The organism is Acinetobacter sp. FDAARGOS_558, assembly GCF_003937785.1.
Lineage (GTDB): Bacteria > Pseudomonadota > Gammaproteobacteria > Pseudomonadales > Moraxellaceae > Acinetobacter > Acinetobacter baumannii.
Map to the genome: position 1 here is coordinate 3,219,883 of NZ_RKJH01000001.1, position 13,541 is coordinate 3,233,423.

The following is a 13,541-nucleotide window of genomic DNA, read 5'->3' on the forward strand; positions in this document are numbered from 1 at the left end:
GAACAGGCCCACTTAGGGCTTTTTTTATAGAAAGACTTTTTCAGGCGGTGGCTCTCGTTTGACGGCTGGTGAAATAAGTTGTCCACGGCTTAGGTTTTGCACATGCTGTAAACGATTGAGCAATTCGTTTTGAATAAACAAAATACAGGTTTGCAGTTTGGAGGAGCTTTTGAGTCGTGATGGATAAACTGCCCAGACATCTGCATCTTGCCAGTACTCAGGCAAAATATGCTGAAGTTGGCCGGTAATCAATTCATCTGCAACATCCCAAATCGAACGGAAAATAATACCGTGACCTTCTATGGCAAGTTGATGAATAATTTCGCCGTTATTTGAAACAAAGCGGGGTTTGATATGCACTGAGACATCTTCGGAAGCATGCCTAAATTTCCATAAAACCGAGGATTGGTCGCGTTCACTAATTGTTAAACAGTCATGTGTTTGCAAATCTTCAATACTGTCAGGTACGCCGTGTTTAAGTAAATAACTCGGTGACGCGCACAAAATACGAAAATTAGAAGCCAGCTTCTTCGCAATCATATTGGGTGCAATTTCATTACCAATTCTAATGTCTAAATCAATACTGTGTTGAATCAGGTCTTTGGTGTTGTCGATGGTATCAAAATGAATCTGTAGTTTTGGATACAGCATCATTAATTTAGACAAAATTGGTGCGACATGTTTTCTGCCAAAACCAAAGCTACTAATAATATCCATACGACCCGTAGGTGTACTGAGCGGATTATTGACCAGTTCGCAGACTTCATCAAATTCTTCAAGAATATTTGAAACTCTCTCAAGAATGAGTTTGCCATCTTCTGTCAGGCTAACGTGACGTGTACTGCGGTGAAAAAGTTTGCAGCTCAACGTGTTTTCTAAAATATTAATTCGCTTGCTAATAAAAGCTGGCGATGTCCCGAGTTCCTCAGCAGATTCGACAAAACTTTTTAGTTTGGCGACTGTGCAAAAAACCTTTAAATCCGATAGGTTAGGTAGATTATTCACGATCCGTGTCCATTGGAGTGATAGTTCTGTTGTTGATCATTTTTGCTTAAAACATCATGTTTAAGCCATACAAGGATATTAGTCGAAGGTGTGAAGGAAGCTTATGGCAAAAAGATATAAAGTTGCCACGATTGCAGGCGATGGCATTGGTTTAGAAGTTCTACCAGAAGGTATTAAGGTTGTAAAGGCAGCAGCAGAGAAGTACGGCATTGATCTTCAGTTAGATGCTTTCGATTGGGCAAGCTGCGATTACTACCTTAAGCACGGCAAAATGATGCCAGATGACTGGTTTGAAACTTTGCAGGGCTACGATGCAATTTATTTTGGCGCTGTAGGCTGGCCAGATAAAGTGCCTGACCATATTTCGCTTTGGGGTTCGCTGCTCCAGTTCCGTCGTGGTTTTGACCAATATGTGAATTTACGTCCAGTGCGCTTAATGCCGGGTGTGAAATGTCCATTGGTAGGTAAAAAACCGGGCGATATCGACTTCTACGTGGTTCGTGAAAATAGTGAAGGTGAATACTCAGCGATTGGCGGTAAAGCTTTTGAAGGGACAGACCGAGAGTTTGTTTTACAAGAAGCAGTATTTACACGTCATGGCGTAGACCGAATTTTGCGTTATGCATTTGAGTTTGCAAATCAGCGTGATGCAAAAAAAATTACCGCAGCGACCAAGTCAAATGGTATTGCAGTGAGCATGCCGTACTGGGATGAGCGCGTTGATGCGATGGCAAAACAGTATCCACAAATTCAAGCTGATAAACAGCATGTTGATATTTTAGCGGCTCGTTTTGTTTTACAACCTGAACGCTTTGATGTGGTTGTGGCATCGAATTTATTTGGCGATATTCTTTCCGATTTAGGTCCTGCATGTACGGGAACCATTGGTTTAGCCGCATCGGCAAATTTAAACCCAGAAAGAAAATTTCCATCACTGTTTGAACCTGTCCATGGTTCAGCACCAGATATTTACGGTAAACAAATTGCCAACCCAATCGCTGCGATTTGGTCGGGTGCCATGATGTTCGAATTCTTTGGTGAAGAAGACGAGCGCTGTATCCAAGCGGGTCAAGACATTATGCAGGCGATTGAGAATGTATTAATTAATGGCCCAAAAACAGCCGATATCGGCGGTCAGGCAAAGACTTATGAGGTAGGAGATGCAATTGCATCATGTGTAGCCCAAACTAAAATGGACGTATTCGCTATGGAATAACGCCATCCAAAAATGGATGTATGGATATGGATAATCAAAACACAAAAATTTATACGGATAAATTTCTTGCCGTCACCAGCTTACTGTTTGTATTTATTTCAGTTGCTGGTTTGGCGATTTATTCGCAAGAATCGATAAAGATTGCTGCAACATGGATGCAGTGGACGACATCGGTATTTACAACCCCAGTATTACTGTTTGCTTTTTTAGCCATTATTTTTACTTTTGGTCTTGCCTTTAGTAAATACGGAAAAATTAAGCTTGGAGAAGGAAAACCTCAATACAGCACAATGTCATGGATTTTTATGTTCATCTTGTCGGGTATTGGGTCTTCTACATTGTACTGGGGCTTTTTGGACTGGGCCTACTATTATCAAACTCCGGGTTTGAGCTTACCGCCTGAGTCAGCAGAAGCATTGAAATATAGCGTGGCTTACTCGTTTTTTCACTCTGGCTTAAGTGCTTGGGCAATTTATGCTTTGGCATCAATTTCTTTGTGCTACAGCTATCATGTGAGAAAAAATAAAGGCTTAAGTTTGGCTTCTGTGATTGAGGCTGTGACAGGCTTTAAATCAACCGGCGTGGTTGGTCGTTTAGTCGACTTAATGTTTTTGCTTTGCATGTTTGGTGCATTGACGATTTCATTGGTACTCACTGCCGTGACATTTACCAATATTTTGTCTCAGCTCACAGGCATTCCAAATACCTTTATGACCAAGGTCATCATTATTTTGGCAGTTTCAGTTCTGTTCGCACTCAGTTCATATGTAGGTATGGACAAGGGCATGCAGCGTTTAAGCCATATGGTGTGCTTGGGTGTAGTGCTATTTGCAATTTATGTACTTTGCTTTGGTCCGACTCAATTCATTTTGAATAATTCATTAATGAGTTTTGGGTTAATGGCAACCAACTTTGTCGATATGAGCTTGTTTACTGACCCAATGGGTGACGGCAAGTTTACTCGTGAATGGACTGTTTTCTACTGGTTATGGTGGATTTCATATGCACCGGGTGTGGCACTCTTTGTAACGCGTGTTTCTAAAGGCCGTACTATTAAAGAAGTGATCTTTGCCATGGTCATTGGTGGCAGTGTCGGTCTTTGGTTCATCTTTGGTGTGTTTGAAAACTATAGTGTTTATAGCTTTATTCATGGGGCTGTAAATGTGCCACAAATCTTGAGCCAACAAGGTGGTGAGGTTGCGATTGGTCAATTGCTTAGCCTGTTACCTGCCGGAAAACTCATGATGTGGATTTTCCTCGGCATTATGGTGGTGTTCTTGGCAGCACATATGGATGCAGTTGGGTATGCAGTTTCAGCAACATGTACACGCGGTTTAAGTGAAGGGCAAGACCCATCGCCAAATGCACGTCTGTTCTGGTGTGTCATGCTGACCTTAGTTCCAATTGCCATGATCTTTAGTAAAGCACCTTTAGACACCATGAAAACGGCAACTATTGTGACGGCTTTACCATTCATCGTGATTATTCTGATTCAGACCTATGGCTTAGTGAAATGGCTCATACAGGATTATGCCAAAGTCCCATCACATTTAATTGAGCAACAAGGTTATGATGATCAGGAAATTGGTTTAAACCAGACTCAAGATGAACATGCAAAACGGATGCAGCTTGAGCTTGCAAGCTCAATCAAACTGGATAGAAAAACCAGCTAGAGGGAACGGTAATGACGACATATGAACAGGCTACTTATGCCTTAAGTGAAGAAATGCAAAGCCTTGTGTATTGGAGCAGCATTTATTCACCAGCAGATGCAGATATTGACTCAGTCCGTGCGGCATATGATGCCATGTGCCGACACTACACTTTGCCACGTGATGACAAGTTAGATGTAGAAGATCGAGTGATTGCAAATGAAGAGCATCCTGTGCCTGTTCGTGTGTATTTACCAAAAACAAATCGACCTGAGTCTGGTTGGCCATGTGTGTTGTATCTACATGGTGGTGGTTGGATGGTGGGTGGACTCGATTCACATGAGTTTATTACCAGTTATTTGTGTAAGGACTTAAATGCGGTTGTTATTAGTGTGGATTACCGCTTGGCACCAGAGCATCGCTTTCCAGCAGCCTTTGAAGATTGTTTAGCAGTCTATCAATGGCTTAAACAACATGGTTCAGTTTGGCAAATCGATAGTGAAAATATCGTTCTAGCAGGTGATAGCGCGGGTGGTAATTTAGCAGCTGCCCTTGCAGTGGAACTACAACATAGTGGTTTGCAAGCTCAAGGGCTGGCATTGGTTTATCCATGTTTAACGACAGCATTTGATACCCCATCCGCACAAAAGCACGCCCATGCGCCGTTGTTAACGACAGAAGATATGCATTTTTATTTAAAGGAATATGCTCCGAACTCACAAGATTGGCAGGATTTACGTCTAGCCCCTTTATTGGCGACGGATTTTTCAGATATGCCTACAAGTTTTGTGGCTGTTGCAGAATATGACCCTTTAAGTGATGACGGTTATCTCTTTACCCAAAAACTGGAACAAGCAGGCATCCCTAACGAGTTTCATTTAGGTAAAGGTTTATTACATGGCAGTTTACGTCTGATGCGTGACTGTCCGGAAGTTCAACATTTATATCAAAACATGCTAAGTGCAATACACCGCATGTTGAGCAGTACTGAAAAGACATCAATTTAATATCGAGTCATTTGGACGAAAAGAATTTAATGGAGTAAAAACATGAGTGCAGTTGAAAAATTACCTGAAGATTTTTGCGCAAACCCAGATGTTGCATGGACTTTCCCTAAAGTTTTCTATACTTCATCTCAAGTTTTCGAGCACGAGAAAGAGGCAATCTTTGCTAAAAGCTGGATTTGCGTTGCACATGGTAGTGAATTGGCTCAGCCAAATGACTATATTACCCGTAAAGTAATTGGTGAAAATATTGTCATCATTCGTGGTAAAGATAGCGTTTTACGAGCTTTTTATAATGTATGTCCACACCGTGGTCATGAACTTTTAAGTGGCAGTGGTAAAGCAAAAAACGTAATTACTTGCCCATATCATGCATGGACATTTAAGTTAGATGGTAGCTTGGCATTGGCACGTAACTGTGACCACGTTGAATCTTTCGATAAAGAAAACTCAAGCATGGTGCCTTTAAAAGTCGAAGAATATGCAGGTTTCGTATTTATTAATATGGATGAAAATGCGACTTGCGTAGAAGACCAGCTCCCGGGCTTTGCTGAACGTTTAAATCAAGCATGTGGTGTGATTAAAGATTTAAAATTGGCAGCACGCTTTGTGACAGAAACACCAGCAAACTGGAAAGTGATTGTTGATAACTACATGGAATGCTACCACTGTGGACCTGCACATCCAGGCTTTGCTGACTCTGTACAAGTCGATAAATACTGGCATACAACACATCAAAACTGGACATTGCAATATGGCTTTGCACGTTCATCTGAGAAGTCATTCAAACTTGATCCATCAGTAACAGATCCTGAGTTTCATGGTTTCTGGACTTGGCCTTGCACCATGTTCAACGTACCACCAGGCAGCAACTTCATGACAGTTATTTATGAATTCCCTGTTGATGCAGAAACAACTTTGCAGCATTACGATATTTACTTCACTAACGAAGAACTGACTCAAGATCAAAAAGATTTGATTGAGTGGTATCGCAATGTATTCCGTCCGGAAGATTTGAACTTGGTAGAGAGCGTACAACGTGGTTTGAAATCACGTGGTTATCGTGGTCAAGGCCGTATCATGACTGACAAGCAACGTTCTGGTATCAGTGAGCATGGTATTGCTTACTTCCAACATCTTGTGGCGCAGTACCATCAATAAAAACAAAGGGATTTATTCAGGTGTAAAGATGACTTACACCTGATTCTTCAGTTAGGAAGACGATATGTCGAGTTTACAAAGTACTGAACTATTTCAGCAACAAGCCTATATTAATGGGCAATGGCTAGCTGCACAGTCAAATGCCACGGTTCCGGTGAGTAATCCAGCTACAGGCGAAGAAATTGGCACAATTCCTAATATGGGAGCGGCAGAGGCAACCCAAGCAGTTGAAGCTGCCTATACGGCTTTACAAAGTTGGAAAGCTTTAACGGCACAAAACCGTGCTGATATCTTATTGGCTTGGCATAAACTGGTTCTCGATCATACCGATGAACTTGCTTTAATCATGACCATAGAGCAAGGCAAGCCTTTAGCAGAAGCAAAAGGTGAGGTTCGCTATGCTGCATCATTTATTCAATGGTTTGCCGAAGAAGGCAAGCGTATTTATGGTGATGTGATTCCAACGGTAAATAACCAGCAGCGCTTTATTATCAGTAAAGAACCTGTAGGTGTGGTGGCTGCGATTACGCCGTGGAATTTCCCAATTGCCATGATTACCCGTAAAGCAGCGCCAGCTTTAGCAGCGGGTTGTACTGTCGTGATTAAGCCAGCCAATGAAACACCTTACTGTGCATTAGCGATTGCAAAGCTTGCAGAAAAGGCAGGTATACCAGCTGGTGTGATTAATATTGTTACTGGTAAATCTCAAGAAATTGGCTCGGTATTTACTTCACATGAAAAAGTGAAGAAGTTGACTTTCACTGGTTCAACACCAGTGGGCCGTTTACTGATGCAGCAGTGTTCAAGCACCATTAAAAAATTGGCGCTTGAGTTGGGCGGAAATGCTCCTCTGATTGTGTTTGATGATGCCGATTTAGATAAAGCTGTACAAGGCGCGATTTTTGCCAAGTTCCGTAATGCAGGCCAGACCTGTGTTTGTGCTAACCGCATTTATGTACATGACAATATTTATCAAGCTTTTGCCGAGAAGTTTGTACAAGAAGTACAAAAGTTTAAAGTCGGTAATGGTTTGGAAGATGGCGTACAAATTGGTCCATTAATTAATGAAAAAGCAGTTTTGAAAGCACAGCAGTTAATTGATGATGCAGTGAGCAAAGGCGCTAAGATTGCCTGTGGTGGTAAGCAGCATGCTTTAGGACAAACCTTTTATGAACCATCAGTTTTAACTAACGTTGACCGTACAATGGAAATTGTCCAAGAAGAAATTTTTGGTCCAGTTGCGCCGCTCATTCGCTTTACAGATGAAACAGATGTGGTTGCTCAAGCAAATGACACTATCTTCGGTTTGGCTGCGTATGTTTATAGCGAAAATATTTCACGTTTATGGCGAGTGTCAGAACAGCTTGAATATGGAATGGTCGGTATGAATGCCACTGCAATTTCAAATGAAGTTGTACCATTTGGCGGTGTGAAACAATCAGGTGTTGGGCGTGAAGGCTCAAAATATGGTCTTGAAGAATTCATGACCATTAAATACATGTGTTTAGGGCTTTAAGGATAAGCCCTAACAACAAAAATATGCGGTAAAAGAAGGATTCTAATATGGCGAGTCATTATGAAATGTTCCCAGCGGTTGTTACTCGTGTGGAACAGCTAACCCCTTTAATCAAACGGTTTACGTTCAAACGTCAAGATGGGCAGAACTTTCCTCGATTTAGTGGGGGAAGCCATATTATTGTCAAAATGAATGAACAACTTTCCAATGCCTACTCATTGATGAGCTGTACGCAAGATTTATCAACTTACCAAGTCTGCGTTCGTAAGGATGTGGAAGGTAAGGGCGGATCAGTTTTCATGCATGATCAGTGCAATGAAGGCTGTGAAATCCAGATTTCAGAACCAAAAAATTTATTTCCATTAGCTGAAACAGGCAATAAACATATCTTGATAGCTGGTGGTATTGGTATTACACCATTCTTACCTCAAATGGATGAGCTGGCAGCACGTGGAGCAGAGTATGAGCTGCACTATGCTTACCGTTCACCTGAACATGCAGCTTTACTTGATGAGCTAACACAGAAACATGCAGGGCATGTATTTAGTTATGTTGACTCAGAAGGCAGCATGCTTAATTTAGACGAATTAATTTCATCGCAACCAAAAGGCACACATGTATATGTATGTGGACCTAAACCTATGATTGATGCTGTGATTGATTGTTGTAACAAGCACCGTTACCGCGATGAATACATTCATTGGGAACAATTTGCCTCAACAGTTCCTGAAGATGGTGAAGCATTTACGGTGGTACTTGCCAAATCTAATCAGGAAATTGAAGTACAAAGTAACCAGACTATTTTACAAGCCATCGAGACATTAAATATTGATGTGGAATGTCTATGCCGAGAAGGGGTTTGTGGTACATGTGAAACCGCTATCTTAGAAGGTGAAGCAGAACACTTCGATCAATACTTAAGTGATGCCGAAAAAGCTTCACAAAAGAGTATGATGATTTGTGTATCAAGAGCAAAAGGTAAAAAATTGGTATTAGATCTTTAATATATTTCTGTGGCCGATCAATTGCTTAAAGTAAGAATTTGCTAAAAAATGAACAAATAATGGTGATCTGAATCATATTTGTTCATTTGGTGGGCATAAAGAGTTTTGAAGTATTGACCTGCTATACAGAACTATAGATAATGCGCACACAGTTTACGGCTATGTAGCTCAGTTGGTTAGAGCACCGCACTCATAATGCGGGGGTCACAAGTTCAAGTCTCGTCATAGCCACCATTTTAAAAACCACGCTCCTGCGTGGTTTCTTTTTATCTATTTTTTACTCACTAAAATGTTTTTCAATTATATCGAGTGTTTTTGAGCTTTGATAAAAAGGAGCTAAGAGCGCTTGAAGTAACGGTTCCAAAATACCGTGCTCATTAAAGGCATCCATAACTTTTGGATAAAAACGTAAAGCTTCAGTTTGTAAGTCAGTTTCGGATAAACCAATTGCACTTAATACTTCAAATAAACTCTGATCTTTATAAAAATCATAAAAAACTTCGACACCATACAAAATAAGACCTTGCATAAATTGTGACTGTCGTAATTCTTTCCAGTATTCATAAATTAAAACAAAGAACTCCTCAACATCGAGAGGAGTGAGCTGTTTCATAAACTCATAGATTTTTTTATGTCTAATATCTTCCCAGATATGACGTACTAAGCTTTCTAAATCTTCAGCCGATAAAAGGCTTAATTCTGTCAGTTGTTCATGAATAAAGCCGGCAATCCACGTTTCAAGCTTATGCTCAAGACGTTGTTGCTGTAAAAAAGAGAATTTTTTGAGTTTATGTTGCCATTCAAAATGGTAGTCATCCACTCTAGAGGCTGTGAGAAATTTAGGTAATTTTTGTTCTAAGGTTGAAGTGGCAATATATTGGCAAAGCTGTTGGACAGATGGGCTAGTTCTTAAAAACTGATTGAGATAATGTGGAATATGCTCCATTTCCAAAAACTTGGAAAGCCACATTTCAAACTGGTGATCGGATACCAAGTCTTGTAGCTGAACTGGAGATTTCATGGCAGATAAATAAATACGCTGTGCAATTTCCCCAATAAACTCAAGCAAGCCTGCACCAAGCTGCATTTCAAAAGCATAGCGTTTCACAACGGCTTGTAATTGTTCTAAATCCACAACTTCATAAAGTTTAATTTCATCGGCATGTTGCATAAAAAGCTGAATAAATTGCCGGAAATAAATAGGTGAGTTTTCTATAGATAATTGTTTTTTGAAAAATTCCACCTGCTCAAGCAAAAGTGCTTGAGCAAGTGCTGTAGTTTTTGATGAGTTTTTCTGCTCAGTCATTCGCTGTCCAACCGTTGACAATCGGATAACGTCGTTCGCGACTAAATGCACGAGAAGTAATTCTCGGGCCAATCGCACCTTGACGACGTTTATATTCATTACGATCAACTAAACGGATGACTTTTTCAACAACTTCTTTATCAAAACCTTTGGCAATAATGTCTGCCTGACCTAAATCTTCCTCAATGTATGCATAAAGGATAGCATCCAATACATCATACGCTGGTAAAGAGTCTTGGTCTTTTTGATCTGGACGCAGTTCTGCTGAAGGTGGGCGAGTAATTACACGCTCAGGAATAACCGGAGTTTCACTTAAGCTATTACGGTATTTTGCTAATTCAAACACGATTGTTTTATAAACATCTTTGAGAACAGCAAAGCCACCCACCATGTCACCGTAAAGTGTGCAATAGCCAACTGAAAGTTCAGATTTATTACCTGTAGAAAGGACTAAATTACCAAACTTGTTAGATAAGCCCATAAGCAATGTGCCACGAGCGCGCGCTTGTAAATTTTCTTCAGTCGCATCGGCTGGTGAATTACCAAAGAACGGATACAAAGTTTGCATGAAGCTATTTACGATTGAATGAATTTCGGCAATACCGAAAGTCACGCCCATACGGCGAGCTTGTTCCGCTGCATCTTCTACACTAATTTGAGAAGTGTAAGTATATGGCATCATCACAGCTTGAACTCTCTCTGCACCGATTGCATCAACTGCAATAGCAAGCGTAAGGGCAGAGTCAATACCACCAGAAAGACCTAAAATTACTCCAGGAAAACCTGAGCGCTCTACATAGTCACGTGTTGCCATGACTAGGCCTTGATAGATCTCTGCAAAAGTTTCTAATGCAGGAGCAGACTCGACAACTTTATATAATTTTGTATCGCGGTCAAATTCAGCAATATAGAGATCTTCTTTAAAGCTAGGCGCTTGTAAAGCAATTTCACCATTTTGATTGCTGACAAAACTTGTGCCATCAAAAATTAAATCATCTTGTCCACCAACTTGGTTAACATAAACAATATTTAAATGAAGCTGCTTTGCAAGCTCACTTAATGTCTGTTTACGATGCTGTGGTTTACCCACTTCATATGGCGATGAATTAAGCACAAGTACAGTATCAACATTTAATTGGCTTAATTGTTTTACTGTATTGATTGACCAGATATCTTCACAGATGAGTACACCAAACTTATGGCCTAAGTACTCAAATACCAAGTGCTGATGGCCTTTTTGGAAATAACGTTTTTCATCAAAAACGCCATAGTTTGGCAAGTTATGTTTATTAAAGACACCTAAAACCTGACCGTCTTTCATAACAGCAGCTGAATTATAACGTTGGCCATCTTCTGTCTGGTTTACGAAGCCGAAAACCATCACAATATCTTTAACTTCACTAAGTTGAGCAAAAGCCTTTTGCATCCGCTTATTTAAATTTGGACGTAACAATAAGTCTTCAGCTGGATAACCAATCACAGAAAGCTCAGGAAAAATAATCAGGTCAGCGTCTTGTTTTTTCGCCTGATTTGCTTGCTCAATCATCTTTTGGGTGTTTGAGTCAATATTGCCAATATGCGGAGAAAACTGAGCAAGGGCAACTTTAAAACTTTTCATTCAAACCTAATCCTAGATCATAACGAATATAAATACACATAGTGTTGATTTTTATGGATATAATTTTTCAACGATGTGTATAGCACGATAATAAACACGTAAAATAGTAAACAAAAATGTCAAGATCAATAATATATACCAATCACATATTTTCTGCGTAAAAATAACGAGATTTTCTGTATACAATAGAAACAAGCTTCATTATTTTTATTGTTTGTATACTGCCTTATCGCTCAAAAATTTGAAATAAGTTTTTATACTTATTTTCAATAATTTGACATTAATAAATTTAGATCTCAACTTTATTTTTATGTTTTTTGTTTATCAAATTTCTATTGATAAGTTAGCAAAAAAGTTACGTTGAAAACAAACTGGATTATTTGGTTACAAATCAAGTCGAGGTAAGCAAATGATATTTGGCAGTTTACCTGAACAGATATCTCTAGCAATTTCTCCTTGCTGCTCAATATTGTAAGAACTAAACGCTTTCTGAGGATGATAAGTATATTTATAAGGATTGTAATATTTAAAGCTCAGATAGTAGGCGGATTGTAGTAACGCACCTTTTAGTAATACATGAATACCTCGTTGGTATTGCATAACATGAGCTAGCTCATGAATAAAAATCCCTTGTATGAATTTAGACTCTAGCGCGTAATTACTGCTGTAGTCAGAAAGATTGACGTATATATTCCCATTTGGAGCCATCAAAATTCCATGCGCTTGCCACGGTAAGTAACGAGTAGCAATAATTTTAGGACGTTCACAATCTAGCAAACTCCCAAACACCCTTTGTGCTAAAGCTTTTTCTTCAGGTGTAAGAAATCGAATCGGATAGCTTTTTAAGTGACGAAATATAAAAAGGGTGAAAATAATAAATTGTCGATATATGACAAGTTTAAAAGCGTTGAGAGTGAACATAGTTTTGCTAGTAAATAAGTTCATCTATTGGTTTGTAGCATAACATACATCAACTATGTTGAAAGACAGACTCAAATAACTGTCATTTATTTCTCATGCGGCAGTTGGCCTGTTTTACTTGGCAAATCTTCCATTTTTAATATCATCATAGGCTTGTAAAATCTCATCATAAGTATTCATTACAAATGGACCATGACCATTAATCGGTTCTGTGATGGGTTGTCCTGTCAAAATAAGTAATTTGCAACTTTGCAGGGCAGTAATAGAGAAATGCTCTCCTTGGTTTGACATGACTGCTAGGCCTTGTTCCTCTAAAACGTCTTCATCTTTTTGAAATTGTGCCCGACCTGAACGTAAATAAACTAAAGCTGTTTCACCGGATTGAGCAGGGAAAGCGGCTTGTTGACCTGCCTGAAGCTCTACATCTAATACGGTAATAGGAGTGTGAGTAAGTGCAGGACCTATAACATGGTTAAACTGCCCTGCAATAATACGTACAAATCCAGCTTCATTTTCCAGTTTCACCATCGGTATTTCAGCTTTCTTTAAACTTTGATAGCGCGGAGAATTCATTTTATTTGCTGCTGGTAAATTGACCCAAAGTTGAATCATTTCAAAGGGACCGCCAGATTTAGAAAATTCTTCACTAAACAATTCTCGATGAATTACACCAGCGCCTGCTGTCATCCATTGCACATCACCAGTACTTATAGACCCACCTCCGCCAGATGAATCTTTGTGTTCCAATTCACCTGCATAAACAAGTGTTACCGTTTCGAACCCACGATGGGGGTGATCATTAACTCCTCTACGTTTCATAGAAGGTGCAATTTTTCCGGGACCTAAATGGTCGAGTAGTAAGAAGGGGGAGAGGGTATTGCCTAACTCATGGTAGGAAAAAACAGAAAGAACTGGATAAAAATCACCGACCGCAAAGCGAGTATCGTTACGATGAATAAAAGCCAGACTTTTCATGCTTTATCCTTTCTGTTGATTGAATTTATAAAAAAAGATCAGATGTTTTTATAAGAATGTATTAAGACTGGTATAAAAGTCTTTTGCTCTGAATAATAAATTATGAATAGGTTGAGTCAGTAAAATGTATAAGAGAATGAGATGAGAGTCCTAGATAATAAAA

Annotated in this window: 11 protein-coding genes and 1 tRNA gene; 7 read left to right on the top strand and 5 right to left on the bottom strand. The window is 39.6% G+C overall.

The genetic code is table 11. The features are described from left to right. Positions 1-24: 24 nt before the first annotated feature. Positions 25-1,005 (bottom strand): LysR family transcriptional regulator, encoded by a 981-nt coding sequence (locus tag EGT34_RS15530; protein WP_001061609.1) that lies wholly within the window; start codon positions 1,003-1,005, stop codon positions 25-27. Between the two features lie 103 nt (positions 1,006-1,108). Here EGT34_RS15530 and EGT34_RS15535 point away from each other — a divergent pair, with 103 nt between their 5' ends. The 7 genes from EGT34_RS15535 to EGT34_RS15565 all read left to right on the top strand — a co-directional run bounded on the left by EGT34_RS15535 (position 1,109) and on the right by EGT34_RS15565 (position 8,792). Then, the gene (locus EGT34_RS15535; protein WP_001129667.1) at positions 1,109-2,221 is read left to right on the top strand and encodes a tartrate dehydrogenase; all 1,113 of its coding nucleotides are present in this window, start codon (positions 1,109-1,111) and stop codon (positions 2,219-2,221) included. Between the two features lie 20 nt (positions 2,222-2,241). Next, positions 2,242-3,894 carry a BCCT family carnitine transporter gene (locus tag EGT34_RS15540; protein WP_001984224.1) on the top strand — a complete coding sequence of 551 codons (1,653 nt, stop codon included), beginning with the start codon at positions 2,242-2,244 and terminating at the stop codon, positions 3,892-3,894. Positions 3,895-3,905: 11 nt separating this feature from the next. Further along, the gene (locus tag EGT34_RS15545) at positions 3,906-4,880 is read left to right on the top strand and encodes an alpha/beta hydrolase (protein ID WP_000214732.1); all 975 of its coding nucleotides are present in this window, start codon (positions 3,906-3,908) and stop codon (positions 4,878-4,880) included. A 42-nt stretch (positions 4,881-4,922) separates the two neighbouring features. Then, the gene (gene cntA / locus EGT34_RS15550; RefSeq protein WP_001277084.1) at positions 4,923-6,038 is read left to right on the top strand and encodes a carnitine monooxygenase subunit alpha; all 1,116 of its coding nucleotides are present in this window, start codon (positions 4,923-4,925) and stop codon (positions 6,036-6,038) included. A gap of 64 nt (positions 6,039-6,102) precedes the next feature. Next, positions 6,103-7,554 carry an NAD-dependent succinate-semialdehyde dehydrogenase gene (locus EGT34_RS15555; protein WP_000096955.1) on the top strand — a complete coding sequence of 484 codons (1,452 nt, stop codon included), beginning with the start codon at positions 6,103-6,105 and terminating at the stop codon, positions 7,552-7,554. Between the two features lie 47 nt (positions 7,555-7,601). Beyond that, positions 7,602-8,558 (top strand): carnitine monooxygenase, reductase subunit CntB, encoded by a 957-nt coding sequence (gene cntB / locus EGT34_RS15560; protein ID WP_000146428.1) that lies wholly within the window; start codon positions 7,602-7,604, stop codon positions 8,556-8,558. A gap of 157 nt (positions 8,559-8,715) precedes the next feature. Beyond that, positions 8,716-8,792: transfer RNA gene (locus EGT34_RS15565), tRNA-Met, on the top strand. Positions 8,793-8,835: 43 nt separating this feature from the next. Here the strand turns inward: EGT34_RS15565 and EGT34_RS15570 are convergent. From EGT34_RS15570 to EGT34_RS15585, 4 genes are all read right to left on the bottom strand, one after another. Further along, positions 8,836-9,864, bottom strand: a complete 1,029-nt coding sequence (locus EGT34_RS15570) for a hypothetical protein (protein ID WP_000139295.1) — start codon at positions 9,862-9,864, stop codon at positions 8,836-8,838. Further along, a complete protein-coding gene (locus tag EGT34_RS15575) occupies positions 9,857-11,482 on the bottom strand; it encodes an NAD+ synthase (RefSeq protein ID WP_000834616.1) in 1,626 nt (541 codons plus the stop codon). Before EGT34_RS15575 ends, EGT34_RS15570 begins: the two co-directional genes overlap by 8 nt. Positions 11,483-11,866: 384 nt before the next feature. Further along, on the bottom strand, positions 11,867-12,427 hold the full coding sequence (locus EGT34_RS15580) for a hypothetical protein (RefSeq protein ID WP_001048355.1): 561 nt from the start codon (positions 12,425-12,427) through the stop codon (positions 11,867-11,869). 90 nt (positions 12,428-12,517) lie between these two features. Then, positions 12,518-13,378 carry a pirin family protein gene (locus EGT34_RS15585; RefSeq protein WP_000838107.1) on the bottom strand — a complete coding sequence of 287 codons (861 nt, stop codon included), beginning with the start codon at positions 13,376-13,378 and terminating at the stop codon, positions 12,518-12,520. Between the last annotated feature and the right edge of the window lie 163 nt (positions 13,379-13,541).